The organism is Anabaena sp. 54 (genome assembly GCF_017355725.1).
GTDB lineage: Bacteria > Cyanobacteriota > Cyanobacteriia > Cyanobacteriales > Nostocaceae > Dolichospermum > Dolichospermum heterosporum.
In genome coordinates this window covers 1-26,653 of sequence record NZ_JAAVWA010000014.1, presented here as the reverse complement: position 1 = coordinate 26,653, position 26,653 = coordinate 1, and the positions used below count along the sequence as shown (strand labels likewise).

At 40.4% G+C, this 26,653-nt stretch carries 21 protein-coding genes; 12 read left to right on the top strand and 9 right to left on the bottom strand.

Annotated elements, in window-relative coordinates; translation table 11 throughout:
* The first annotated feature begins 6 nt into the window (after positions 1–6).
* Positions 7–1,068 (top strand): DUF3326 domain-containing protein, encoded by a 1,062-nt coding sequence (locus HEQ36_RS14275; protein WP_168636211.1) that lies wholly within the window; start codon positions 7–9, stop codon positions 1,066–1,068.
* A gap of 6 nt (positions 1,069–1,074) precedes the next feature.
* Complete coding sequence (locus tag HEQ36_RS14270) at positions 1,075–1,656, top strand: CPBP family intramembrane glutamic endopeptidase (RefSeq protein ID WP_053538811.1); 582 nt, start codon at positions 1,075–1,077, stop codon at positions 1,654–1,656.
* Positions 1,657–2,066: 410 nt separating this feature from the next.
* On the opposite strand, the gene HEQ36_RS14265 is transcribed toward HEQ36_RS14270, so the two are convergent.
* Entirely contained in the window at positions 2,067–2,384 is a 318-nt protein-coding gene (locus HEQ36_RS14265; protein ID WP_168636165.1) for a hypothetical protein, read from the bottom strand.
* A gap of 148 nt (positions 2,385–2,532) precedes the next feature.
* Between HEQ36_RS14265 and HEQ36_RS14260 the strand changes: the two genes are divergently transcribed.
* Positions 2,533–3,846 (top strand): WD40 repeat domain-containing protein, encoded by a 1,314-nt coding sequence (locus HEQ36_RS14260; RefSeq protein WP_053538813.1) that lies wholly within the window; start codon positions 2,533–2,535, stop codon positions 3,844–3,846.
* Between the two features lie 156 nt (positions 3,847–4,002).
* Here HEQ36_RS14260 and HEQ36_RS14255 read toward each other — a convergent pair whose 3' ends face one another.
* The 4 genes from HEQ36_RS14255 to HEQ36_RS14240 form a co-directional block, all read right to left on the bottom strand.
* Positions 4,003–4,476, bottom strand: a complete 474-nt coding sequence (locus tag HEQ36_RS14255) for a hypothetical protein (protein ID WP_053538814.1) — start codon at positions 4,474–4,476, stop codon at positions 4,003–4,005.
* A gap of 5 nt (positions 4,477–4,481) precedes the next feature.
* Positions 4,482–5,645: a ParM/StbA family protein gene (locus HEQ36_RS14250; RefSeq protein WP_053538815.1), complete on the bottom strand. Its 1,164-nt coding sequence runs from the start codon at positions 5,643–5,645 to the stop codon at positions 4,482–4,484.
* 316 nt (positions 5,646–5,961) lie between these two features.
* On the bottom strand, positions 5,962–7,044 hold the full coding sequence (locus tag HEQ36_RS14245; RefSeq protein WP_053538816.1) for a Gfo/Idh/MocA family protein: 1,083 nt from the start codon (positions 7,042–7,044) through the stop codon (positions 5,962–5,964).
* Positions 7,045–7,462: 418 nt separating this feature from the next.
* A complete protein-coding gene (locus HEQ36_RS14240; RefSeq protein WP_168636164.1) occupies positions 7,463–7,603 on the bottom strand; it encodes a hypothetical protein in 141 nt (46 codons plus the stop codon).
* A 14-nt stretch (positions 7,604–7,617) separates the two neighbouring features.
* Here HEQ36_RS14240 and queC point away from each other — a divergent pair, with 14 nt between their 5' ends.
* The 3 genes from queC (at position 7,618) to HEQ36_RS14225 (ending at position 10,642) form a co-directional block, all read left to right on the top strand.
* Positions 7,618–8,334 (top strand): 7-cyano-7-deazaguanine synthase QueC, encoded by a 717-nt coding sequence (gene queC / locus HEQ36_RS14235; protein ID WP_168636163.1) that lies wholly within the window; start codon positions 7,618–7,620, stop codon positions 8,332–8,334.
* A 221-nt stretch (positions 8,335–8,555) separates the two neighbouring features.
* A complete protein-coding gene (locus HEQ36_RS14230; RefSeq protein WP_168636162.1) occupies positions 8,556–10,298 on the top strand; it encodes an FAD-dependent oxidoreductase in 1,743 nt (580 codons plus the stop codon).
* Positions 10,299–10,405: 107 nt separating this feature from the next.
* Positions 10,406–10,642 carry a hypothetical protein gene (locus HEQ36_RS14225; protein WP_027401389.1) on the top strand — a complete coding sequence of 79 codons (237 nt, stop codon included), beginning with the start codon at positions 10,406–10,408 and terminating at the stop codon, positions 10,640–10,642.
* 516 nt (positions 10,643–11,158) lie between these two features.
* Here the strand turns inward: HEQ36_RS14225 and HEQ36_RS14220 are convergent.
* Complete coding sequence (locus tag HEQ36_RS14220) at positions 11,159–12,220, bottom strand: class I SAM-dependent methyltransferase (RefSeq protein WP_053538819.1); 1,062 nt, start codon at positions 12,218–12,220, stop codon at positions 11,159–11,161.
* Between the two features lie 136 nt (positions 12,221–12,356).
* Here HEQ36_RS14220 and HEQ36_RS14215 point away from each other — a divergent pair, with 136 nt between their 5' ends.
* The 3 genes from HEQ36_RS14215 to hetR all read left to right on the top strand — a co-directional run bounded on the left by HEQ36_RS14215 (position 12,357) and on the right by hetR (position 17,735).
* Complete coding sequence (locus HEQ36_RS14215; RefSeq protein WP_027400600.1) at positions 12,357–13,601, top strand: inorganic phosphate transporter; 1,245 nt, start codon at positions 12,357–12,359, stop codon at positions 13,599–13,601.
* A gap of 319 nt (positions 13,602–13,920) precedes the next feature.
* On the top strand, positions 13,921–16,215 hold the full coding sequence (locus tag HEQ36_RS14210) for a DMT family transporter (protein WP_168636161.1): 2,295 nt from the start codon (positions 13,921–13,923) through the stop codon (positions 16,213–16,215).
* Positions 16,216–16,835: 620 nt separating this feature from the next.
* Positions 16,836–17,735, top strand: a complete 900-nt coding sequence (gene hetR / locus HEQ36_RS14205) for a heterocyst differentiation master regulator HetR (protein ID WP_027401391.1) — start codon at positions 16,836–16,838, stop codon at positions 17,733–17,735.
* Positions 17,736–17,829: 94 nt separating this feature from the next.
* Here the strand turns inward: hetR and HEQ36_RS14200 are convergent, their stop codons facing one another.
* Entirely contained in the window at positions 17,830–18,381 is a 552-nt protein-coding gene (locus HEQ36_RS14200; protein ID WP_053538821.1) for a hypothetical protein, read from the bottom strand.
* Positions 18,382–18,760: 379 nt separating this feature from the next.
* Between HEQ36_RS14200 and rpsD the strand changes: the two genes are divergently transcribed.
* Positions 18,761–19,369 (top strand): 30S ribosomal protein S4, encoded by a 609-nt coding sequence (rpsD, locus tag HEQ36_RS14195; protein WP_027401392.1) that lies wholly within the window; start codon positions 18,761–18,763, stop codon positions 19,367–19,369.
* 74 nt (positions 19,370–19,443) lie between these two features.
* Here rpsD and moaA read toward each other — a convergent pair whose 3' ends face one another.
* On the bottom strand, positions 19,444–20,430 hold the full coding sequence (gene moaA / locus HEQ36_RS14190; RefSeq protein WP_168636210.1) for a GTP 3',8-cyclase MoaA: 987 nt from the start codon (positions 20,428–20,430) through the stop codon (positions 19,444–19,446).
* Between the two features lie 549 nt (positions 20,431–20,979).
* Between moaA and HEQ36_RS26020 the strand changes: the two genes are divergently transcribed.
* Together HEQ36_RS26020 and HEQ36_RS14180 are read left to right on the top strand one after the other, a co-directional pair.
* The gene (locus HEQ36_RS26020) at positions 20,980–21,294 is read left to right on the top strand and encodes a DUF4089 domain-containing protein (protein WP_168636160.1); all 315 of its coding nucleotides are present in this window, start codon (positions 20,980–20,982) and stop codon (positions 21,292–21,294) included.
* Positions 21,295–21,408: 114 nt separating this feature from the next.
* Positions 21,409–22,581, top strand: a complete 1,173-nt coding sequence (locus HEQ36_RS14180; protein WP_168636159.1) for an FAD-binding oxidoreductase — start codon at positions 21,409–21,411, stop codon at positions 22,579–22,581.
* 674 nt (positions 22,582–23,255) lie between these two features.
* Here HEQ36_RS14180 and HEQ36_RS14175 read toward each other — a convergent pair.
* On the bottom strand, positions 23,256–26,653 hold a 3,398-nt coding region (locus HEQ36_RS14175; protein WP_290707940.1), incomplete at its 5' end, for a hypothetical protein.

The window sequence follows — 26,653 nt, the reverse complement described above, 5'->3', positions numbered from 1 at the left end:
ATACCCATCCAAAAACCATACACAGTAATTTTAATTATACCTACCGGCATTGGGGCGGCGATTGGCGGTTATGCTGGTGATGCGTTACCAGTAGCTAGAGTTATATCACAGGTATGCGATCGCTTGATTACTCACCCCAATGTTATGAACGGGGCAAGTCTATACTGGAATATTCCCAATGGCTTCTACGTCGAAGGATATGGTTTAGATAAATTTGCGGCTGGAGAATGGGGTTTACGTCCGGTTCGCAGTAATAGAGTCGGTTTGCTTTTAGACCAGGGTATCGAACCGGAATTAATGCTGCGACACTTGCAGGTAGCCGATGCAGCTAGAGCCACTCTAGGATTAAATATTACAAATCATGTTATTACTGATGCACCGCTAAACGTAGAATTACGAACTTCTCCATCAGGTGCTAGTTGGGGAACAATCGGTAATCCTGATAGTTTATTACGGGCTGCTGAAAAATTAATTATAGAAGAAAAAGCCGAAGCGATCGCTGTTGTTGCCCGTTTACCCGACGATATGGACGAAACCGCAATTAAAAACTATCATCAAGGTCAAGGAGTAGATCCTATAGCCGGTGTAGAAGCCGTCATTAGCCATTTATTAGTTCGTACCTTTAAAATTCCCTGCGCCCATGCTCCTGCCCTTGCCAGCACCCCACCAGACGCAAATTTATCCCCCCCTGCAGCAGCGGAAGAATTGGGCTACACATTCTTACCTTGCGTTTTAGTTGGGTTGAGTAACGCCCCGCAATTTATCATTAATACAGAAAATCACAATTCTTTATCCACTGACATCTGGGCAAATCAAGTTGATGCTTTAATCATTCCTGCTACAGCTTGTGGAAGTAGTGCTTTATTGAGTTTAAGCCAGAAACAATGTCAAATAATTACAGTTGCAGAAAATAAAACTTTGATGCAAGTTCCTGCATCCATGTTAAGAATTCCCACCTTGCAGGTAAACTCATATTTAGAAGCAGTAGGTGTATTAGTCGCTCATAAAGCAGGTATCAATCCTTCCTCATTAACAATTAACAATCACCAATTACCAATTATTTTTTAAAATCCTGTGATTGAACAACAAAACCAAGAACCAGAAATACCCTATTTAACACGCACCCAAGTCTTAGTAGCAATGGGTGTAACCGCAATTATTCTCTGGATAGTTGCTAAATTATGGTTACGCTGGGGTAATATCGCGCTTTTTAAGTGGCACTGGCAAGAACAAGATTTATTATTAGGAATTAGTTTAGGTGTAATTATTACCATATTAAGTGGTTTAGCTTATCGTCTTTCCCCTTCCTACCGCAGAAGTGCCGATTATTATCTAGAAATGGTTCTTAAACCGTTAGTTTTACCAGACTTAATTTGGTTAGGACTACTTCCTGGTTTAAGTGAAGAATTATTATTTCGAGGTGTAATGCTACCCGCTTTAGGCGCAGATTATACCGCTGTGATCCTATCCAGTCTTTGTTTTGGAGTCCTACACCTTAGCGGTCCCGAACAATGGCCTTATGTAATTTGGGCAACCATTGTTGGTATTATTTTAGGTTGTAGCACCCTATTAAGTGGCAACTTGTTATTACCAATAGTTGCTCATATGGTGACAAATTGGCTATCTAGCTATTTATGGAAAATTCAAAAACTTTAGATATGGTTGGCTGAGTTGTTGAGGTTCTTTGGTTATTTTTATGGAAAACCTGGTTCAAAATCATTGAAAGCCCTATTGTGTAGGCATTTCATTGAAAATATGGAAATAATTGTTTATAACCCTTGTCCCGTAAGGGTTTTGTTATCATCAATCCTCAATCACCATAAAAGAGACGCAAGAGCCTAATACATCAATGTCAGTAATTTTGAAGGACTCTGCTTTCTTAGTTGCCACATCAATTAATAGTTTGATTGTTTCCAGTTTGCGATGAAGTTCCTGAACATAAGTAGGTTGGCGTTGAAAATTGTCGTTATGGCAGGGCAAGAGGCAAGAGGCAAAAGGCAAGAGTAAAGAGGTTTTGGGCGATTTTACGTTTCTTTACACAGTTTGGTTTTATTGTGTTCACCTACTTATAACCCCAACACTGCACCAACGCGACGGGGTTTAAAAGGATTTTCTAATACCTCTAAATCAGAGGGTAAATTCGGTGGAGGTGCTTCATCATAGAGATACATTGAGATAAACCCGACTAACTCTTCTTCGTATTCCAAAACAAAACAGAAAGATAGGGGTTTTCCTAATTGATAAGCCACATACCGCTCATAGTCAAAATCGGGTATGATTGGCATTGATTGGTCAGCAAGCGATCGCGCTTCCGCAAAGGTTTTCCATAGGGGAACGAGCGCACTTGTGTCTTCTAATGTTGCAATTCGTTGAATGTATGACATACTTACTCCAAATTGATTTACGTTAAAATTTATGGTGTTATATATTATTCTTGGGTTAGTTAACCGAATATATTTGGGTTTACACCGAGAAAAGTTAAAGCCATCCTTACAGCTTTTCTGTTTTCTTTGTTAAGACTTGAATATAATATTGGCTAGTAGTAGTGATGACCAGACAATTAGAATATGGGATATTAATAATGGAAAATGTTTGCATATTTTAAAAGGGCATAGTGGGAGAATTTGGTCTGTTACTTTTAGTCCTAGTGGTAATAAATTGGCTAGTGGTAGTGGTGATGAAACCGTGAAAATTTGGAATACTGCTACCGGGGATTTATTAGCAAATTTACACGACAATCATCATCGAGTTCGTTGTGTGGCATTTAGTCCTGATGAAACCATATTAGTAAGTGGTTGTGATACACAAACTTTAAAACTGTGGGATACAAATACTGGAAAATGTCTGAGAACTTTACGGGGATATACAAGTTGGGTACGTGCTGTTAGTTTTAGTCCAGATGGTCAAAAATTAGCCAGTGGAAGCAATGATAAAACAGTGAGGTTATGGGATATTCACACAGGGGAATGTTTGACAACTTTAAGAGGACATAGCAGTTGGGTACGGACTGTTAGTTTTAGTCCAGATGGTCAAAAGTTAGCCAGTGGAAGTAATGATCAAACTATTAGGTTATGGGATATTGCTAGGGGAAAATGTCTCAAAACCCTAATTGGACATAAAGATTGGATATGGTGGGTAACTTTCAGTCCTGATGGTGAAATTTTGTTCAGTAGTAGTGATGATAGAACGGTGAAAATATGGGATGCTAATAGTGGAGAATGTCTAAAAACATGGCAACCTTTAAGTAGTTGGATCTGGTCTATGGCATTGAGTCCTAATGGTAAGATTTTGGCTACTGGTGATGATGATTATCAAGTCAGGTTATGGGATATTGACAGTAAACAATGCCACCATATTTGTATAGGACATTCTTTGCGTGTACAAGCCTTAGCTTTTAGTCATGATGGTAAAACTCTAGCAAGTGGCAGTGATGACGGCATGGTGAAGCTTTGGGATGTGAATACGGGTCAATTTTTACAGGAGTTTGAGGGACATTCTCGTGCTGTGAGAGCGATCGCCTATAGTCCTGATGATAAACTATTAGCAAGTAGTAGTGACGACCAAACTATTAGATTATGGGATTTCACACTCAGAAATACCGTCAGTTTCACAGAACATACTCAAGGTGTAGAATCACTTTCTTTCAGTCCTCAAGATCCAGTTTTAGCTAGTAGTAGCGAAGATGAAACAATTAAAATTTGGGATTTACAAAGAGGTGAATGTCGAAAAACTCTGAAAATTCACAGATTATACGAAGGTATGAACATCAACCATGCCACAGGTCTTAACCAAGCTCAAAAAGAAACAATAATCGCTCTAGGTGCTACTAATGCCAATAGAAATTAGAACAGGCTGATTCTAATCTTGTTAATACGAAAATGCTTTTAATTTTTACACAAAATATCCCACCTATAAGCCATTTCAGCATTATTTGGTGGGACTGAGGATAGTTTAGTTAAGAGTTTTTCTCAAAGTCAAAACCAGGAAAAACCTAGTTATTGCTTAGAAATCATCAAGAAACTGACCAATCCGATTAATTACGGGGTCTATTTCTTGAGGTTCAGGTTCAGGTATGGCTTGCGCCACGCTAACGCTATCAGGAGGAATATAAGTAAGTGGTTGTTGATTCAGGATAATTGCCAAATTTGCCACTTGTTGAGTAAGTTGCAACATTTGACTTTCTATCGCCTCCAAACGATGAGACTCCCTCGCCAAAAAACGTTCCTCAAAACCAGCTATTTGATTTTGCATCTCACCGATTTTTTGTTCAACCGTAGTTATATTTGCTGTCTTAGCAACTGCTTGTACAGTTTCTGGGACACACAAAAATTTCCAGAGAGCCTCCTTACACAGGTCACTGAAAGTTTTATCTGGCTGTGTCTCTAAGGAGTTTTCCACCTGCGCTAACAAACTCTCATCAGCAATTTCTGGATTGAACGTAACGGATTTAACTACCTTTTTTGACCATTGGAACATCAGTTTTATGACCTAGCGCGAACAGCAGCAGATAATTGCGCTTCTCCATAAATATACTGCCCCAAAGCATTAGCTTGCCGAGAAGGTGCAGCTAAGTAAGCATTGATTTTAGCTTCCTTGAGTAGACGTTGGACATCTTCCCAGAAAAACTCTCCACCACCACCTGTAATAATCACATCAGTTACCCGCTCTGGCAACCACGCTAACACACGAGAGCAAATTTCCCGTGAAAACTGTTCTGTTAAGTTAGGCAGAAAATCATCTAAATTGCTGGGCTTACTAGCACCTTTGGGACGGTAAAAGCGATCGCCTTTAGGCTTATTAACCGCAGAAATTAGTGCCAATGATTGACTATCAACAGCACCATCTATTTCCTTAGCTACCAGTTCATAAAACTTACTCATCCCAAAGTCTTCACTCTTAGAAGCAGCCCTAGCAAAGCGGAAATTATCCACCATGATCATATCAATGGTTTGATGACCAATATCCACAATCCCCACAGATATTTTCGTAAAATCGGGAACTGCTGTTGCTTTATTCGGTTGAGTTTCTGACCACAGCAAACTACCATATCCTTCTGGCATTACCCAGACTTTGGCAATATGCAAAGTTATGGATTCACCTCGGAAATTTACTACATGAGGTCCAGTTACCAAGCTAGTTAACTGTTCCTTTTCTCTTTCAAATTGCTCCAAAGATAAAAAAGGCAGTCCCAGGACAACATAAATTTCATCTCTGAGCTTAAAGTAACCAGCAGATGATAAAACTTTGACCAGCGCATCTTCTACCTTAGATTGGCCAACGCCAAGATTAGCCCCAAAATCGGCTGCTAATTGCCCTACAGCATAGCCACTACCTTGATACTCCAACCACAAATCCATTAGTGGGTCAGTAGCCTTAGCTTCAAACACACCACCACGGATCTGCTCAATTGATGTTTGCTTCACATTAGCAGGAATGAAAGCCACATTAGCGGTTTCACGGCTCACACAAGTCTTTGTGGAGGTTCTACCTAAATCCACACTCAGAATAGTTTTACCCGTAATATTGGTTGGCTTGCCGGAATTTCCAGAATTCATTGGTGTGGCTGCTGATGCTGCTGCTGTAGTCCGGTTCATAGGAATAGCAGCAGCGTTCATGGGATTAGCTACGGGCGGTTGATCTGTCATGAAATCTCCTCTGTAAAAAGTTATCATGCTCATCTTACAAAAAGGTGAGCTACAAAAAATTTTAGGTTGGGTTAAGTGTAACTAGAAATACGTCAAAATTCATAACAGGCGATCGTCAATTTTTTATGATTTAGTATTTCTGATGTCAGTCTTGGGAAATGTCAAGTCAAGCTTTTCTTTTTTCTTCCCCCTCTTGACATCCAAGCACAGAATAAGCACAGGGCAGCCACAGGGGGTTGCCCCTACTCCTAACCCGTCATATTGGCGGGAGAAAAATCATTAAATTTCTCCCACTACCAGTTTTAGCTAAATTTTGCTAAATGGTTGATGTCAAAGATTGGACTCTGGATTCCGAAGACCACTCTAATGGGTTCCAAACTCTCTCTTCTAAAGCCATTTGCTCAATTAGACTAGCCAGGCGTAAAGCTTTGAGAGCTTGTTCACCACCGACAGAAGGCTGATTGCCTCCGCGAACACAGTTGACAAAATGCTCTAACTCTGCACTGAGAGGCTGAACATTCGTGGTATAAACCTTTTCAATTAAACCATCTTGTCTATATAAGACTTTTTGATGGTCAATCAGAGGATTAACAGGGGTTTGCCGATGTACCAAAATCTCATTATTGAGAAAATCTGCTTCTGTAAATGAATTTTTACAATGGGCAACTAAACGGCGAATTTTCCGGTGGGTAACTTTGCTGGCTGTTAGAGTGGCAACAATCCCATTAGCAAAACCCAAGGTAGCCGTTACATAATCTAAATAACCTGAGTCTAAAGAACGAGTCCCACTAGCAGTCAGTTTCACCACTGGTGAGGCGGCTAATTCTAGCAGTAAATCAATGTCATGGATCATTAAATCCAGCACTACGGAAACATCATTCGCCCGCGCCGAATAAGGACTCATACGGTGAGATTCCAAAGCCAAAACTTCCTCGGTTTTGAGGACTTGACTAAGTTCCCTAAAGGCGGGATTGAATCGTTCTATGTGACCAACTTGCAAAATACACTGGGATTCAGCAGCAGCATTAACTAGGGATTCTGCCTCGGAAATACTAGCTGCTATCGGTTTTTCAATTAAAACATGGATTCCTGCTAACAAACAGTTTATACCCACTGCATAGTGTAACCTTGTAGGCACAGCAACACAGATGGCATCTACATGGGGTAGTAAGTCGCAGTAATCTTCAAAAAACCGGACTTTGTGTTTGCTGGCAGTTTCTAGACCACGTTCGACATTAATATCAGAAACGCCGACTAATTCCACATCTTTCATGGAACTCAGTACGCGGGTATGATGTTGTCCCATGTTACCAACCCCAATTACGCCTATGCGAATATGGTGCGGCTGGCTGCGCTGTGAATAAAGATTTGGCTCTGACACTGATATGCTATCTTGCACTATTGTTCTCTCCTCAACCACCAAATTTAGAGACGCTAAGGTCGTTGGCTTTTATACTTAAACGCCAGGTCTGATTTGTCTTAAACCATCCAGATGGTAACATAGTGATTATCTTTATGAAGAATTTCAAAGTTTGGGTTCAGTTCCCGCCATCTGGTGATCTTTTCCGTTAACAGTTGTTAATTATCCTGTTTTTATTCATCTATTAGAAAAATTATGTGTTTTTTCTTTAACTCTGTAATTTTTGTAACTCTTGACAGGAATTATCAGGTATGTATTTAGGAAATTAACTAAATTCAATACATACTTGGTTTTTATAGAGGTAAATTAATCACCCTTTCTATAAGTAAAATTACAAGTCATTACATAGTTAATACTCAGAGTATAATGTTTTAGGCGATTTATACAATTAATGTTCTCATTCCTGAGAGTCTTTTTGTCCATATTTAATTTTTGTTGGTTGTATTTTGTTAATTTTCCCATCTTTTGGATGCAATTTATGAAGGAATTGGTAATTGTGAAAATTTCCCTCTCCTCCTGCTATTTCTTGATCTCCCATTTCCTCTTCTGAATATGAAAGCTGTAATTTTGTTATCTGGTGGTTTAGATTCTTCTACTGTTCTTTACCAAGCAAAGGCTGATGGCTGTGAATGTTACGCTATTTCTTTTAATTATCAACAGCGTCATAGCAAAGAGTTGCATTCTGCTTATATAGTCGCTAAAGCGGCTGGAGTAGTTCAACATCAGGTGGTCAATTTTGATTTACGACAATGGGGTGGTTCAGCACTAACAGACAACAAGATTGATTTACCTGAAGGGCGATTCCTGCGGAGCGCTTCGCTATCCCTCGACGAAATGGCAGATAATATTCCTGTTACCTATGTTCCTGCCCGTAATACCATCTTTTTAAGTTTTGCTTTGGGCTATGCCGAAGCGATCGCCGCCCAAAGAGTATATATTGGCGTTAATGCCCTAGATTATTCCGGCTACCCAGATTGTCGTCCTGACTATATCGAAGCTATGCAGCAAGTTTTCCAGTTGGGGACAAAACAAGGACGCGAGGGAGAAGCTATTAAAATTATCGCCCCATTAATTAATTTGAAAAAGACAGAAATCATCCAACTAGGTAATCAATTAGGAGTACCTTGGGATCTCACATGGTCCTGCTATGCCGGTGGTGATTCAGCCTGCGGTGTTTGTGATTCCTGTCAATTGCGGTTAGCAGCCTTTGCCGAATTGGGTTTAGAAGATCCCATTGATTATGTCACTTATACTGAAAACGGTTCATAGTTTAACCAAATATGAAACCCCCTCTGGTAAACCTCTCCTTTGCACCTCTCCCTAACCCTCTCCTAAGAGGAGAGGGAAAAGGAATAATATTTAATACTGGAGAGGCTTTGAACTTGTTCTTTGTATGATAAAAAAGTCCAGCTTCTAGCCGTTTTGAGTATAATCAGGTAGCGATCGCCCTTTGATAAACTATAAAACCATACTTAATCCTATAAAATACGATGAATCAAATCTATACAACCGATGTCCTAGTTGTTGGCGGAGGCACCGGCGGAACTGCTGCGGCTATCCAAGCAGCGCGACGAGGTGTAAACACAATCCTCGTGAGTGAATTTCCCTGGTTAGGAGGAATGCTCACCTCAGCCGGTGTATCTGCACCAGACGGCAACGAATTACAAGCCTGGCAAACAGGTTTATGGGGGGCTTTCCTCCAAGAATTACAACGCAGACAACCAGGCGGATTAGATAATAGTTGGGTCAGTTTTTTTACTTATGACCCGCGGATAGGTGCAGAAATATTTGTCGACTGGGTACGAGAACTACCTAACCTGCAATGGATTTCTGGACAAGTTCCCTTAGAAGTATTGCGAACCCAAGACCAGATCACAGGTATACGCTTTGCGGACTTTACCATCAACGCCAAAATCATTCTCGACGGCACAGAATTAGGAGACCTATTAGCTTTAGGAGCAATCCCTCATCGTTGGGGTTGGGAATTACAATCAGAATGGCAAGAACCAAGCGCACCAACTAATTTTAACTCCCTGACCCAAACCTATCCACTCCAAGCACCAACTTGGGTAGTAGTCATGCAAGACTTTGGAGAAAATACCGCCCCAGAAATTCTCCCCGCCCCCAACTATCACCCATCCCAGTTTACAGGAGCTTGGGATAACTATGGCTCAGAAAAATTTTTGAACTATGGACGCTTACCAGCGAATCAATTTATGATTAACTGGCCTATTGCGGGCAATGATTACTGCCAAAATGCCAATCGGTTGCTAGATGTAGGGGAGAAAAAGCGCGAATTTATGCAAGAATGTTATTGGCATAGTCAGAATTTCGCCCATCACATTCAAAGTCAGTTTGGTAGGCGTTACGGATTAGCAGAAAACCTGTTTCCCCATCCTAACTCCGCCTTTGCCCTCCATCCCTATTATCGGGAAAGTCGCCGTCTAGTAGGCTTGACAACTGTTTGTGAACGGAATATCCTGCCCTTAGCCAACGGTAAAACCGCATTACCATTTCATGATGCGATCGCCGTCGGTAACTATGCCAACGATCATCATTATCCTGGTGTAGAGTTCTCACTGCAACCTAAATCTATCCGTTGGGGTGGAAGATGGACAGGAACACCCTTCACTATCCCCTATCGCGCTCTTGTTCCTGCCACCACAGATGGTTTGCTAGTTTGTGAAAAAAACATTTCCGTTTCTCACATCGCTAACGGCGCTACTAGACTTCAACCAGTAGTCATGGGAATTGGACAAGCGGCAGGTATGGCAGCTTCTCTTTGTATTATGCTAGAATGTCAGCCCAGGGATTTACCAGTGAAGAGTTTGCAGGCTGCATTACTGACAGATGACGATGCACCTAGCGTAATTGTTCCCCTGTTTAACTTATTAACTAATCATCCCGATTGGTTGTACTGGCAAACTTATTATTTAGACCATCCAGAAGCTTATCCTGCTGATGGTAACAGCCCTTGTATTGTGGTGAGACCAGATAATAAATTAAACCTCAACTGCTTTACAGGCAAATTCCAACGACTAAGTGAGCAAAATTACCAATTTAATATTACAAATGAAACCAATTTTACTACAACAAATTGGCAGCTTGTGACGTTGATACCTGATATAGATCAGCAACTACAAGCGTTACCCCCAGAAAAAATACTCAAGATTTGGGGGCGGCCAAATTTGTCTGGGAATTGGTTACTTGTTGAATATATTGAAGAAGTATAAAATGAACATTTATTCAGTAAAATACAATACTTTTTCGCAAATTTTCCGGATAGACATATAAGAGTTAAGTATTAGTGAAGTAGAGAGTTCTAAAATAGACATCTACTATGCGTGCTGCCATTTCACTTTTAGTATCGAGTCTGGTATTTGGCTCCTTAGCTTTTAACTGCGAAGCAGTACAGACTCGTTTTTCCGCTCTGTCAATGGCTAAGTCCGATTACCAGCTTTCACCTTTGGTGTTAAACCAGAGTTTCAACCTGGCTGATAACTCCAAACCTAGCCCCAATCAACCCGAAAAGCCCAATCCTCATCGAGGTAGTGGTCGTAGAGGATTAGATGGATAAGTTGGCAATTTCAGTTCTGTTATTCAATCGTTGGAGCGCAATACCTGCCAACCCAGAAATGATGTTACCGGATTATTGGATCTTTTAAATCCTACATACCACTTCTTGAATTGAAACGATATAGACAGTTACAGCACTACACTTGTTTGATTTTATCGTTTGTGAATTTCTCTTTGACTGACACCAGATATAGATAGTTACAAGCACTATATCTTTAATCAGTTGCATGGCTCTCGCGTCATCACGCAAGCTATCAGTATTGCCATTTCTCTGCTAAAAACATAGACAGTTACAGCACTTCATCTCTCGAAAATTGTTCAATATTTCATCAAAACATCCGGTAATTGCTCAACCCTTGGCGTGTATTGGTGACCAAGTCACTAATACACGCACCAATCTCACCTGTGGTAATCGCGTCCAGTACACATTGGGCGTTAGTAGGTGGGAATAATTACCCGAAGTGAGGGTACAGAAAACTTTTCTTAGTTATCAACCGTCATTGTGAATGCTGAATCTCTAGTAACTTGGCTTGTGAGCAATCCAATATTTACTTACGAAGTGAACTTGGGTTTCTATTTGCTCAAATCCCGCTTTTTCTAAACGCTCTACCAGGTTATCTGTAATGTAATGCTTGTAATAAGGTTCATGAAAAGTCTCTGAGAAGTTTTTGACAACTAATTCCATCTCCGGTACATCATTTACCTGAATAGAATCACAGATAATAAAAATGCCTCCTGGTTTTGTGACCCGAAAACATTCTTCAATTACAGTTTGACGAACTGCCGCTGGTAACTCATGAAACAGAAAAATACAAGTTGTACCATGAAAATAATTATCTCGATAAGGCAACTCTTCGACATTTCCTTGTACGAGTTGCGGTAATTCTCCAGGAATTTGGGATAATAGTTCGTTGGCTTTCCGCAAATAGGCTGGGGATAAATCTATACCAAATAAAGATACGTCGGGTAAAGCTGCTCTGATTAACTTCAGTGTTCGTCCAGTACCACAAGCAATATCTATGACTCGGAGTTGTTCTTGGGGAATATGGTCAAATGCTGTCAGTTGGGATTTGAGAGGACAGAGGATGCGTCTTCTCATAGCATCAGTTGAGCCACCAAACAGAATTTCCACCTGTAAGTCATATAAATTGGCGGACAGTTCACTCAAATAGCCATCTGTTTGGTAATGGAAGTTCTGTACATAGTAGCTGGGATAGTTATCTGTGGATATTTCCTGGGAAAATTCTTGATATCTCCGATTTTTAATTCGTTCCCAGATATTTGGTAAATCTAAGCATATTAATGGATAGTAACAGAAGAAATCTTCCCAAGAATTATCAAATAATAAATTTTGTGGATACACACCTGCTTGACTATCTTCCCAGTCTCTTGCCAATAACTGGTTCATATTGTCTTGAAGTTGTGTGAGCAATTTCTGGGATAAAGGACTGATATTTGGCTGAAGTGATGGATAAATTAGGTTTTTGATCTGTGAACTTACGGTTTTGTGAGCAAAAGCAAAGTAATTCTTCCCTGATTGCAGGGCTTGGTAGCTTGATTTTGTGAAAATATCAAACATAGATAAAAGATAAAATTAGGTTTTGTTGATTGTGTCGAGTTTCATGGCTCGTCCAGATTTTTATAGCCAAAAAAATGGAAAATGTAAATCATTCATGACAATTTTTACCTGTTAACAGGTGTGAATGGTTTATTTTATGGAACTGCAAACTGCGATAGTCGCTCTTTTAGTCTTCTATGTCGCCTGGAATTTGGGTGCAAATGATGTTGCTAATGCGATGGGAACTTCTGTGGGTTCTGGGGCTATTACTCTCAAACAGGCGATCATGATTGCTGGCGTGTTAGAGTTTCTTGGTGCTGTCTTGTTTGGACAAGAGGTAACGTCTACCCTCGGCACGAAAATTGCAAATCCGGTTTTATTTGCGACGATACCACAAACTTTAGTGATGGGGATGATTTCGGTACTGCTCACGGCTGGGATCTGGCTACAAATTGCCACAGCTAGGGGTTTACCGGTGTCTTCGTCTCATGCCATTGTGGGAGCGATCGCTGGCTTTAGTTGGGTAGCATTGGGAGTAGAAGCAATGGATTGGTCATCCATTGGTTTAATTACCATAGGCTGGATTTTAACACCAATAATTAGTGGAGCGATCGCCGCTAGTTTGTATAGTTTGATTCAACAATGGATTTTTAACCAACCCCAACCTCTCTCCCAGCTACAAGAATGGATTCCCTGGTTAAGTGCATTGCTATTGAGTGTATTTGGTATTATCGTTCTCCCGACAATCACTCAACCCTTGAGCCAGTTCTTACTCACAGAGGGAAAATTTAATGTTCCCGCTCACGACATTACCCTATTCATTGGTGGAATCGCCGTAATTAGCTTGACCTTGATCAGTTGGCGACAATTGGTAAATAGTCAAATTGAAAACAAAATTCAAGGTTTATTTGCCAGATTTCAAGTTTTGAGCGCTTGCTTTGTGGCTTTTGCTCACGGTTCTAATGATGTTGGTAATGCGATCGCTCCTCTAGCAGTAATTGCCTACATCAACCAACAAGGTAAAGTTCCCAGTGATGAACTCACCATCCCCTTGTGGATTCTGGTTCTCGGTGCGATCGGCATTGTGGCAGGATTAGCAGTTTGGGGTAAAAAAGTTATTGCCACCATTGGCGAAAATATTATTTCCTTAGAACCTAGTAGCGGATTTTGCGCCGAACTAGCCACAGCCATCACTATCTTATTAGCCTCCCGCTTAGGTTTACCTGTTTCTACCTCCCATGCCCTTGTCGGTGGAGTTGTGGGGATTGGACTGGTACAAAATATTAAATCAATAAAATTTGCCACTATCCAAAATATCGCCGCCGCTTGGTTAATTACCATTCCCATCAGCGTCGCCCTGAGTGCCACTATTTTTACCATTATGGCACTAAACTGGCACTAAACTGGCACTAGATAGGTAGACATGAAAAAACAAAATATGTTATGTAACAAGTAGAATCTCCCAAAACCTATTCCCTGTCGCCTTCTATAAATTACAGCAGTTTGCGATCATGATGGCAACTATCAAGCAATAGGTATTCCGCACGGATTTAATGCTTGTAGTTAGGTATTCATTTGTAAGGCTTTTATAAGTTAATTAAATTGATAAGTTCGGTGAAATTGTTCAGTTTCCTGCCTTTTCTCCAGGAAACTTAATACAGGTGTTGTTCGCGCAAAGTGCCGAGTAACTTAATCATCAAGGTGTTAGAGGCTAGAAACCGATGGGGCGATTTGAGAAGCGACCAGAAAACCCACGCATTAGAGGTGAGCTATCCAGAGCCGCAGAAAATGCTCTATGGGATGTAGTTGAAGATTTAGAAAATCTTCAACAAAATCTGCTGAGGTCGTTGCAGGAAGACGTAAAACGGCTAGAAACTGAAAAAAATCGCTTATCTGGCGATATTCAAAGGTTAATTGAGGAAAAAGAAAATCTACAACAATCGCGGCAAATCACTGAACAGCAAGTGTTAATCCGTCAATTAGCAGAAGTTCTAGCCAAACATATATCTTCCCAATTACAATCGTCACTAAAAACTTTAGCTACTCAATCCGTAGAGCATAACTCCTCTGATTCATCTGCGCTGCAAAATACTCAGTTAAACAATAATGCTATTAATGAAATCGGACAGAATGTCACTAATATGCTAGACAGTCTGGATGGGACGGTAACTATTGCCTTTAATTCACTATTACAAGAACTCAAAAACTATCAAGGTGATCTTTCCCAGCAGTTATCACGGATGTATAGCCAACAACAGCAAGGGGAAGCCATACTAGCAGAATTTGTCAATCGTCTGCGAAGTGAAGTAGAAAAAAATCGAGATGCTAACTCCGTCAAAACAACAACAGGAGGCGCACCTACAGTTTTACAACTATCTGATAATCTGCGTGGTGAAGCCATAACTCATCAAAATGGTTCTTCGGAAAAATCCCCACAAAGAATCATGGTTGAACCAGTTGCTTTTATTCCTCATGAATCAGCACACAGTGATTCTACATCAGCAGCCAATGCGGTTATATTATCTTCACCAATAGATAACACTTCCAAACCCAGTTCTTTTGTAAATCCAGATTTACCAACAGTAATACCGGACAATAAAACCCCTGAACCCAGTTCTTTCGTAAATCCAGATTTACCAACAGTAATACCGGACAATAAAACCCCTGAACCCAGTTCTTTCGTAAATCCAGATACATCAGCAGCAGATAAAGCATCTGTACCTAGTTCTTTTGTAAGTCTAGATACACCATCGGAAGATCCAAATTCTGAACTTGGCGCTATTTTGACTTCTAAGGTATTAACAGCACCATCCCTGGGAGATCCAAAACCTGAACCACTTTCTGTTTTAACTCCTAATTTACCCACAGGAAGACCGCCAACACCAAAATTAAGACGGGAAACAACTCCTAGACAACCAACAACACCTGAACAACCGATTACACCTCAACAACAAATAACTCCCAGACAACAAAGATCCCGGACATCTCCTAATTGGTCACAGTTGCAGATAGGTTTCCTTTTTATTGCTTTGTCTACAGTGGTTTCGTCTCTTTACAACGTAGCAATTAAAGCGATTTTCTTTACAGCTTCTAACCCCTTGGCAGGATTGCCAACACAGCAGTTAATCTTTCCGACATTGGGGAATATTTTCTTGATTTTGATGCTGCGCTTATTAGTGGTTGTGCCATTAATGTTACTTTTATCACCTATATTACATCCTCCTATTTGGCAAGAATTAGAAAATTTATTTGCTTCATTGGGAGCAAATGCAACGCCTACTCAGAATAAAACTAAACAGGCTCTATTTTTGTCAGTAATTAGCGGTTGTTTATTATTTGTATCACAGGTATTTATTTACATTGCTATTGGTGAAGTAACAACAGGAATGGCGATCGCCCTCTTCTTTGTCTATCCAGTTATGAGCGTGTTTCTGTCCTGGTTTCTATTTCAGGAACGTCCTAATTCACTAGTGACTGGAGCAATGGCAGCAATTTTTTGCGGTGAATTATTAGTTTTAGGTAGTCAGTCTACAGGGGTGAATAACACCTCATTGGGAAGCACCACAGCCATTCTATCTGGAATCGCCTTTGCAATTTACGTCATTCTCACCAGGATATGTGCTACTAAACTCAAGTTACATCCTGTATCTTTGACTTTAATTAACTTCACCACCATGTTGTTATTAAGTCTTATCTGCTTAATAATTCCATTACCCGGTAATTTAAGTGTAGCAATTAGTTCATATAACATCCTTGAACTGGTATTAAGTGCGTTTATATTAGGTGTTTTAACTTTGTGCGGTTACTTATTCAATAATTTTGGCATTCGTAAACTAGGCTCTCCGTTCTCCTCTTTAATTGGAGCTACAGTCCCGATTTTAACCGTAATTTTCGCCGGGATCATGCTGCAAGAATCCCTAAATATTGTCCAAGTTATAGGAGTTATCTTAGTGACCCTGGGTGCAGCAAGTATTAGCTGGAAAAAAACACCTAATCAGCTACAACCTACTAAATGAGTAGGGGGAGTTGGGGGAGTGGAGGAGGCTGGGGGAGTTGGGGGAGTTGGGGGAGTGGAGGAGGTTGGGGGAGTTGGGGGAGTTGGGGGAGTTGGGGGAGTTGGGGGAGTTGGGGGAGTTGGGGGAGTTGGGGGAGTTGGGGGAGTTGAGGAGGCTGGGGGAGTTGGGGGAGTTGAGGAGGCTGGGGGAGTAGGGAGGGGAGTGGGGAATTTTCTTTTTTCTCTGACTCCTGACTTCTGACTCCTGTTATATAAAGTTATCAGCAAAAAACTTCTGGAAAAATTCTTGGAAAATATGTAGATATTTCAGGAATAGGCAGTTATAATAGGTTATTAAGATACAAAATGTAAATCAATCTAACGTTCCTCCGTCTTACCCTATACCCCTGCATCCCAACACCCTGAGTATCTAAAGTCTTTGAGTTTACCAGGGGAAGGGGCTAGTTAGTCCGATGTGAGAAACCATCAATTTACACCCTCAGTATTTACCGCCTAAAAATTCCCGAGTCAAACAGCAATTTTAGGTTTAGATTTAAAATATTTGTATCCAACTGGGTGTATAATTCTTAGTTTGATTTCAATATCACACTTGTAAACAAGCCATTTATCCGTCTGTAGAATATGACCAACGACATCGATCTGATCAAGCGTCTTGGACCTAGTGCGATGGATCAGATCATGCTTTATCTGGCATTTAGTGCCATGCGTACAAGTGGCCATAGGCATGGAGCATTTTTAGATGCAGCCGCAACAGCAGCCAAGTGTGCAATTTACATGACTTATCTAGAGCAAGGACAAAATCTGCGAATGACTGGTCATTTGCACCACCTTGAGCCAAAACGAGTAAAAATCATTGTTGAAGAAGTAAGACTTGCTTTAACCGAAGGCAAACTGCTAAAAATGCTGGGTTCTCAAGAACCGCGCTATCTGATCCAACTTCCCTATGTCTGGATGGAAAAGTATCCTTGGATACCAGGAAGATCCCGCGTCCCCGGTACGAGTTTGACCAGTGAAGAGAAAAAACAAATTGAGCAAAAGCTCCCAGACAATCTTCCTGATGCGAAGTTAGTCTCCTCCTTTGAATTTATGGAGTTAATTGACTTTCTTCATAAGCGATCGCAGGAAGACCTACCCCCTAGCCATCAGATGCCCTTGAGTGAAGCATTAGCCGAACATATTAAGCGTCGTCTACTGTATTCAGGAACGGTAACACGCATTGATTGTCCCTGGGGAATGCCCTTTTATGCTCTCACCCGTCCGTTCTATGCTCCAGCCGATGACCAAGAACGTACATACACAATGGTCGAGGACACGGCTCGGTATTTCCGCATGATGAAATATTGGGCGGAGCGCAAACCAAACACAATGCGGGCTGTGGAAGAATTGGATATTCCACCTGATTGGATTGAGCCAGCAATGGAGGAACTAGATGAAATTATTCGGTCTTGGGGTGATAAATATCACAAAGAAGGCGGAGTTCCGATGATCCTACAGATGGTTGTTGGTAATAAAGATGAATAGAAAACAAAATTTTTATGTTGCGTAGGGTGGCATATTTACCAACCCTACGTTGTAAATCTATTTACTCATGGGAGTTGAGGGTCAAGGCGAAAGTCTACGGCTTGGGGTTAAAACCCAATGGCTTTGTAGACACGGCACCAAAACCACTAGATCCTTCACTGGCACTAATACAAGTAGTTAATGCTTGAACAGGACTCAAATCAATTTCCCGACGTAAACCAACTACACACTCAGCAAAGGTTACTGGTAACAAACTGCGACCACAGGATGTTAAGGTAGCTAGATTTTCTGAACCCTGATAACTTTTACTAATGCTAACTACACAGGTTGCTAAATCCTGTGGACTGCGACTCTGACGACAGGAAGAAAGGGCATCCACAGGTGTGATTTGTGTAAGCTTATGAATTTTTGCTACACATGAGGATAACTCTCGTGGGCGAATTGCCGAAGCACAACTTTGAGATGCTGATGTAGCTGTAACTCCCACACTCAAAAGTTGGGCAGCACAAACTCGATAGTCATTCTCGTAGGAATCGGTAACAGCCAGAGTAGGTAAACTACCGATTAGTAATCCACCTATAGTTATAAATGATGCTGTAAATCCTCTGAAGGAATAATTGTTTTTTTTGTTCCCAAAGTTACTCATTTTTTTTCGCTTGTTAACATAACCGTTTTCGATTCCACCAAGGTTATGCTACCGTAGAATCTAGTCCCAATTTTCTACCATCAAGGAATGTCAGTGCAATCACCGAAAAGTGGTGAATTCAACGGATTGATTTCTTGTGAATATTAGCGGTAAATAAGTAATTGGACAAAAATATTTACAGTCATTGCGAGCGAAGGGAAGCAATCACAACCCTGGCGATTGCTTCATTTCACTTCGTTCCATTCGCAATGACGTTGTGTAATTAATTCTGTCTCACTACTTAAAAGACAATTTAGCCATAAAATGTCTATGCTTTTGGGAACTATGCCATAATGGTAAGTCTGAATAAAATTTTAGAAGGATTAAATTAAGGAAACTCATGTCCCGATATAGAGGACCCCGCCTCAGAATTGTCCGTCGTTTAGGCGAATTACCAGGCTTAACTCGCAAGAGTGCTAGACGTGCTTATCCCCCTGGACAACATGGTCAAAACCGTAAAAAGCGCTCTGAGTATGCTATCCGTTTAGAGGAAAAGCAAAAACTCCGCATGAACTACGGTTTAACTGAAAAACAAATGCTGCGTTATGTCCGTAAAGCTAGACGAGTAGCTGGTTCTACAGGACAGGTGTTGCTGCAATTGTTAGAAATGCGCCTGGACAATACGGTTTTCCGCATGGGTATGGCTCCGACAATCCCTGCCGCCCGTCAATTGGTAAATCACGGTCATGTAACTGTTAATGGCAAACCAGTAAATATTGCCAGCTATCAATGCCGTCCTGGTGAAGAAGTCGCTGTGAGAAACAGAGAAGCTTCTAAGAAGTTGGTGGAAGCTAACTTGCAATATCCCGGTTTAGCTAACTTGCCTAGTCATCTAGAGTTTGATAAAACCAAGTTATCTGGTAAGGTCAATAGTGTAATTGAACGGGAATGGGTAGCACTACAAGTTAATGAACTACTCGTGGTGGAATACTACTCACGTCAAGCGTAATAGTCAGTGGTCAGTGGTCAGTGGTCAGTGGTTATTAAAAAAGCAACAACTGACAACGAACAACTGACTCATGACTAACCGCCAATTTGCGACATGGTACGGGTGTATGTGCCGACAGTACCAGAGTCGCGTTGCTTAAAGTTGATTTCTGATTTGATATTTAAAATTTGTCTGACTTGTGATTGTAAGTCGGTGGTGCTAATGCCAGCACGTAAAGCAGTTTTTAAGTCAATTTGACCTGTTTCGTTTAATAAGCAGGGACGTAGCCAACCATCGGCACTTAAACGCATCCGATTACAGCGATCGCAAAAACATTCTGACATTTGGCTAATAAATCCTATTGTACCTTTAGCCCCAGGAATTTGAAATACATCAGCCGGTCCGTTACCACGAATTTGGGATTCTGTCAATCCCCAACGCTCACGGATTGATTGACGCAAATCGGCTGAAGATACCCAACCGCGATCGCCAAACAAGTCTTCATTACCAATAGGCATAAACTCAATAAATCGGACGTGCCATTGTTTATCAATAGTTAAAGCAGCTAGATCTAAAATTTCATGGTCATTAACACCAGGAATTACTACCACATTTAATTTCAATGGGTCAAATCCTACATTATACGCAGTTTGGATACCTTGCCATACTTGTTGCCAACGTCCACGCCCATGATTACCGCTAATTTCTTCAAATATATGTGGATCTAAAGAGTCTAAACTAATATTAATTCTTCTTAAACCTGCATCATAGAGGCTTTGAGCAATAGGAGCGAGTAAAAACCCATTTGTGGTCATTGCTAAATCTTCGGTTTGGGGAAGATGAGCAATTTTTTCAATTAAATCAACTAAGTGGGGACGGAGTAAAGGTTCACCACCAGTTAAGCGAAAGCGGGTAAAACCGACAGGGATAAATACTTCTTGAATGAGGGTAAGCAGTTCTTCATCAGTTAACAATTGTTCCTTGATAATATAATCAAGTTCTGCACCTGATGGCATACAGTATTGACAACGAAAATTACAGCGATCAATTAAACTGATGCGGAGATAGTCCACCTTGGTTATAATATCGCTAGTTGTCATATTGAAAAAAGGGGTTATAATTCAAACTATTTTATTATAGAGCCTTCATTATAAAATGAGCCATTTATAATCAAATATATAAGTAGTGAGACAGAATTAATTACACAATGTCATTGCGAATGGAACGAAGTGAAATGAAGCAATCGCAAGGGTTGTGATTGCTTCCCTTCGCTCGCAATGACTGTAAATATTTTTGTCTAATTACTTAGCAATGCTATTTGATTTGTAAACATTGCAAAAGTCAAAAGTCAGATCCCCGACTTCTCTAAGAAGTCGGGGATCTAATATCTTATTTATTGTTAAAAATAAAATACAATTTTAATATATAATTAAGTAGTGAGACAGAATTAATTACACAATGTCATTGAGTAAGCGTTGCGTGGCGTTAGCCATATGGAACGAAGTGAAATGAAGCAATTCCAAGGGTTGTGATTGCTTCCCTTCCCTCGCAATGACTGTAAATATTTTTGTCCAATTACTTATCTTGGATAATTATATATTTTTTTAGTAAGCAATGCTTACTTTACAAAAATGGAAAATAATAATTTTTGGATTCAAGAATATGTTCATCAAATGTCTTTATTATTGGATTTACCAATAGATGAAGAATCTAAAGATGGAGTAATTGCCAATTTTGAGAAAATCAAAGATATCGCTGAAATCGTCAATTATAATGAAGCTTTAATTTTACGGGTTGCAGCAATTTTAGGGACTTCCAATTTAAAAAACATCCCACCTCCAAGTCGTAAAACCTTCCGCCCCGACAAATGTACAAATTTCTTGGGACAATTTATCTGTTGGAAGTCCCTTAGAAAAACATGGTATAATTCAATAGGTTTCTGTTAGGAATAAAACTCTTTTTTAAAACAAACCACAGAGGCACAGAGGACACAGAGAAAAAGCATTTTTAACTTAACTGTATTGTGGTGTAATTTATTTTAAATCTTAAATATCGAAATTATGAAAACTTACGACTGGATTGTTATTGGTGCGGGAATTACTGGTGCTGCACTTGCTTATGAACTAAGAAAAATCGGATTTTCTGTCCTTTTGTTAGAACAATATGAAATATCTCAAAATGCTACTCGTTATAGTTATGGTGGAATTAGTTTTTGGTCAGGAAAAACACCAATTACACAACAATTATGTAAGGAAGGTATTACCCGTCACCGTATCTTATCACAGGAATTAAATGCAGATACTCAATTTCGGAAATTAGATTTATTAATGACTATTCCTGTGGATATGAATCCTGAAATTATCCTTCAATCCTATCAAGAAGTTTTGATTTCTCCGCGGTTAATTACTATTCAAGAAGCTTGTGAATTAGAACCTTTATTAAATCCTGAAGTAATATCTGGTGCATTAACTGTTAAACATGGTCATGTTCACCCAGAAAAAATTACTCAAGCTTACATTCAAGCTATGGTAAATTTAGGAGGAGAAATTGAATTTGGGAATTTTTTAGAATTAATCACGACACCCTCTAAAAAATGTACAGGTGTGAAAACAAATACCACTACCTTTCATGGTGATAATGTTGTTATTTGTGCTGGGGGAATTAATCGTCAATTACTAAAATCAATGGGTATTGCTGCGAAAATATATTTTTCTCATGCAGAAATCATTGAAACACCACCTTTGGATATTAAATTACATACCTTAGTATCACCAGCAAATTTGCAAAGATTTCAATTAGAAGCAGAATCTACTCAAATTGATGAATTATGGGATAACCCAGATACTGAAATACTACCACCAATTTTAGATGCTGGTGTGGTACAATTTTTGGACGGTAGTTTGCGCTTAGGTCAAGTTAGCCGATTTTTAGTAAATCCGCAAGCAGAAATTAACTCAGCAGCAAGTGAACAATGGTTACGAGAAAGCATCACGAAAATATTACCAAGTTTAGGAAATGTACCAGGAATATGGCATCATTGTTTAGTCGCATTTACTCAGGATAAATTACCTTTAATTGGTGCTATTTCTGAATTTTCAGGACTGCATCTATTTTCTGGTTTTACTAGTTCTTTTGTTTTTGTTCCTCCTTTAGCTGTCCGGTTTGCTAAGTTTGTATCTGGTTATGAAGATGAGATAATTAAACAGATGTCTCCTCACCGTTGGCATGATTAATAGTATTTTGTGAATCTGATTTCATGAGTTTAGAGTCATTGCGAGCGAAGGGAAGCAATCACAACCCTTGGAATTGCTTCATTTCACTTCGTTCCATATGGCTAACGCCACGCAACGCTTACGCAATGACATTGTGTAATTAATTCTGTCTCACTACTTAGTGATTGTTGTTGTTGATGAATAACTTCTAAACGACGGGAAATTTCCGCTAAACGTTGCTATTTCCTGTTCTTGCACTTTTAGATCCCACATTCCGCAGGTGTTTTTTGAATTTTCGGAATTATCCCCATAACCCAATGATAACAAGGCTTTCAGACAATGACACGCAATTCTATACTAGGGCGATGCCTTCGGCGCGGCGCAGCCATCGCATCTCTATCTAAATCTCAAATCAAGCTTATTGAGAATAATGTCAATAAATTAGTTGGTTTGAGATTAAATTCATTGAATACCGACCTAGATGGCAAAAAGCATGAAGTGGTTATTATGATTGGGTTTTAGCTGTTTTATGAAATTCTTTTTTTGACAAAATAACCTGCTGGGAAAAATATTTTGAGTATATTTACTCATGCTGAATGTGGGATAAAAGGTTTCAGTTTTATTCAGCAAGCAAGCGCTATGTAGGGTGGGCATTGCCCACCAGAACAATAATATCCCTACTCTTATCGACTCACTTATGACTTCGACTTTTTGATAACATTAGTACCAAGACCAGCATTAATCACATCAATACCGTCGCCATAGTAAATCGTATCATTACCAGAACCAGTGGTAATTCTGTCATTACCAGAGCCAGTAGTGACAGTATTATTGCCATCACCAGCATTAACAGTATTATTACCATTACCAGCATCAATTATATCATTACCACTTCCAGAAGTGATACTGTCAATACCAGAACCAGTCTTGATATTATTAGCACCATTGCCGACATTAATATTATTGTCACCATTGCCAGCAATAATAACATCATCACCGCTACCAGTAAAGATATCATCACGTCCATCACCACCAGTAATATTTTTATTACCATCCCCAGTCGTGATGTAGTTGTAACCATTACCAGCGAAGATTATATCCTTACCAATACCAGTGGTAATTCTATCATTACCAGCCCCAGTAGTAATCTCATTATCGCCATTGCCAGCATTAATCGTATTGTTGCCATCACCAGCTTGAATGATGTCCTTGTCATTGCCAGATGTGATGGTATCACTACCAGCACCAGTAGTAATTGTGTTTAGTCCATTACCAGCATTAATGATGTTATCACCCCCGAAGGCGTAGATCACGTCATTACCTGAGCCTGTAGTGATTGTATCGTTGCCACTACCACCGTAAATGGTGTTATTACCGTCACCAGCATTAATGATGTTAGTCCCTTCACCAGCATAGATAATGTCATCACCTGCGCCAGTAGTAATCGTATCATTACCATCTTCACCATAGAGTTCATCGTTGCCTGCTCCACCTAAAATCGTGTCATTGCCGGCACCGCCGTAAATCCGGTTCTTGACTGTATTACCTGTCAATTCGTCGTTATAGGAACTACCAATTAAATTTTCAATGTTGGTGAGGCTGTCGGTATTGGCAAAGCCATCAGTAGCAATGCCAGTGGTGAGGTTAGCAATTACTGCTAGTGGGTCGCGGCGGTAGCTGACGGTATCAGTGCCTTCGTTGCCTTCTAAGCTGTCATTGCCGGCGTTACCAATGAGAATGTCGTCTCCGGCCAAACCTTCTATTTTGTTATTAAGGGCATTACCAATGAGGATATCGTTATAGTTTGAACCGGTGATGTTTTCAAAGTTGGCTAGTTGGTCAAGGTTGCCAAAGCTGTCTTGGGCTGTGTTAGCGGCTATGTTAAAAACTGGTTCTAGGTTGGTAACCAGTGGTGTGGACTGGGTGAGTGAGGTAAAGGTGATACCATCCGTACCTTGATAGCCTTTGGTGCTATCTATATTGACGATTACGCCACTGGTAGAGCTTTGGTAACTCATGCGGTCTGTTCCTGCACCACCATCAATAAAGTCAGATCCTTCATCACCGCTTAATACATCGTCTCCGGCTTCTCCGTAGAGGCTGTCATTTCCTGCTTGACCATAGATTGTGTCGTTACCATCCCCTCCTCTGAGAATATCGTTGTCTGTTCCTGTACCAGAGATGAAGGTGATCAAGGAGTTCCAAACACCGTTGAAGATGCGACGGATGCGGGCGTTACCTCCTGTGATTAGGTCGTTGCCTTTACCTGTGGTGATGTTGTCATCACCTATGCCACCTACTACTACTTTTTGGGCATTGTCTAGGGCTTGTACTGTGTCGTTACCACCGTTGTTGGGGTTAATGGAGGTGATATCGTAGCCGTCGCTGGTGACGGTGAGGTCGGCTTCGTCGCCGAAGATGACATCGCTGTCGTTGTTGCCCCTGTTACCTGGTGTAGCGTTTGTAATTGTGTCGCTGCCAGCCCCACCGATGACTAGGTTTTCTAATCCTCCATTCAATTGGATGATATCTTGACCACCGCTACCGTTATCAGTGCTAGTAATTTGAGTGAGGTTCCCGGCACTGAATTTGGCTATACCGTTGTCTCCTAGAAGAATGTTACGGTTTGTGCCGTTGTTGGTCGTAATGGTGTCGGTTCCTGCGCCTGCGAGGACTGTATTTTTGCCACTGTTTAGTGTAATGGTGTCGTTGCCATTACCACTGTTACTGGTAATTTGACTCAGCCAACTATCTGTGTATTGGATGGTGGCTTCATCTCCTACTAGGATTGTGTGGGTGTTGGTAGATTGCTGAACTGTGAGGTTGTCATTTCCGATTCCCCCGACTACGACTAGCTGATTCAAGCCGTTGATGTTTGTTACTTGCAGGTTATCGTTACCAGCACCACCGTTAATTATGACTAAGTTACTGACATTGGCAGTGGTACTATTAATGGTGAAATTGTCTGCACCTGAACCTAAGTTAATATTCAGAGTTTCCGCATTGCTGTAGGTAATACTTCCAGCCATATCTAAACCAGTCACATTGGTGCTGGTTAATATGCCTGTATTATTGTCGGTATCACTAGAATCATTAACAGTGATGGTATCAATTCCAGCATCCCCACTAATTATTAATGAAGCAGCAATATTATCTACCGTGTTGCTGTCGTTAGAAATCTGGATATTATCGTTTTCTGTACCAGTGGAGACGTTGGTTGCACCACTAATAGTCTTAATGCGAACTGTATCAGCACCTGCATTAGTATTCAGATTGGTTTGTCCAGTGCGGGTGCTGTTAATGGTGAAGTTGTCTGCACCTGAACCTAAGTTAATATTCAGAGTTTCCGCATTGCTGTAGGTAATACTTCCAGCCATATCTAAACCAGTCACATTGGTGCTGGTTAATATGCCTGTATTATTGTTGGTATCACTAGAATCATTAACAGTGATGGTATCAGTCTCAGCATCCCCACTAATTGTTAATGAAGCAGCAATATTATCTACCGTGTTGCTGTCGTTAGAAATCTGGATATTATCGTTTTCTGTACCAGTGGAAACGTTGGTTGCACCACTAATAGTCTTAATGCGGATTGTATCTGCACCTGCGTTGGTATTCAGGGTGGTTTGTCCAGTGTGGGTACTATTAATGGTGAAGTTGTCTGCAACTGAACCTAAGTTAATATTCAGAGTTTCCGCATTGCTGTAGGTGATACTTCCAGCCATATCTAAACCAGTCACACTGGTGTTAGTTAATATGCCTATATTAGCGGTGGTATCTCCAGAATCACTAACAGTGATGGTATCAGTCCCAGCATCCCCACTAATTGTTAATGAAGCAGCAATATTATCTACCGTGCTGCTGTCGTTATAAATCTGGATATTATCGTTTTCTATACCCAAACTTACTGTTGTTGCACCACTAATAGTCTTAATGCGGACTGTATCAGCACCCGCATTAGTATTCAGATTGGTTTGATTTGTGTGGGTACTGTTAATGGTGAAGTTGTCTGCAATTGAACCTAAGTTAATATTCAGAGTTTCCGCATTGCTGTAGGTAATACTTCCAGCCATATCTAAACCAGTCACATTGG

Coding starts and splice junctions, on each gene's coding strand:
- HEQ36_RS14265 (WP_168636165.1), bottom strand. CDS start 2,384: ATGTCATACATTCAACGAATTGCAACATTAGAAGACACAAGTGCGCTC.
- HEQ36_RS14255 (WP_053538814.1), bottom strand. CDS start 4,476: ATGTTCCAATGGTCAAAAAAGGTAGTTAAATCCGTTACGTTCAATCCA.
- HEQ36_RS14250 (WP_053538815.1), bottom strand. CDS start 5,645: ATGACAGATCAACCGCCCGTAGCTAATCCCATGAACGCTGCTGCTATT.
- HEQ36_RS14240 (WP_168636164.1), bottom strand. CDS start 7,603: ATGGGAGATCAAGAAATAGCAGGAGGAGAGGGAAATTTTCACAATTAC.
- queC (WP_168636163.1), top strand. CDS start 7,618: ATGAAAGCTGTAATTTTGTTATCTGGTGGTTTAGATTCTTCTACTGTT.
- HEQ36_RS14230 (WP_168636162.1), top strand. CDS start 8,556: ATGAATCAAATCTATACAACCGATGTCCTAGTTGTTGGCGGAGGCACC.
- HEQ36_RS14225 (WP_027401389.1), top strand. CDS start 10,406: ATGCGTGCTGCCATTTCACTTTTAGTATCGAGTCTGGTATTTGGCTCC.
- HEQ36_RS14220 (WP_053538819.1), bottom strand. CDS start 12,220: ATGTTTGATATTTTCACAAAATCAAGCTACCAAGCCCTGCAATCAGGG.
- HEQ36_RS14215 (WP_027400600.1), top strand. CDS start 12,357: ATGGAACTGCAAACTGCGATAGTCGCTCTTTTAGTCTTCTATGTCGCC.
- HEQ36_RS14210 (WP_168636161.1), top strand. CDS start 13,921: ATGGGGCGATTTGAGAAGCGACCAGAAAACCCACGCATTAGAGGTGAG.
- hetR (WP_027401391.1), top strand. CDS start 16,836: ATGACCAACGACATCGATCTGATCAAGCGTCTTGGACCTAGTGCGATG.
- HEQ36_RS14200 (WP_053538821.1), bottom strand. CDS start 18,381: ATGAGTAACTTTGGGAACAAAAAAAACAATTATTCCTTCAGAGGATTT.
- rpsD (WP_027401392.1), top strand. CDS start 18,761: ATGTCCCGATATAGAGGACCCCGCCTCAGAATTGTCCGTCGTTTAGGC.
- HEQ36_RS26020 (WP_168636160.1), top strand. CDS start 20,980: ATGGAAAATAATAATTTTTGGATTCAAGAATATGTTCATCAAATGTCT.
- HEQ36_RS14180 (WP_168636159.1), top strand. CDS start 21,409: ATGAAAACTTACGACTGGATTGTTATTGGTGCGGGAATTACTGGTGCT.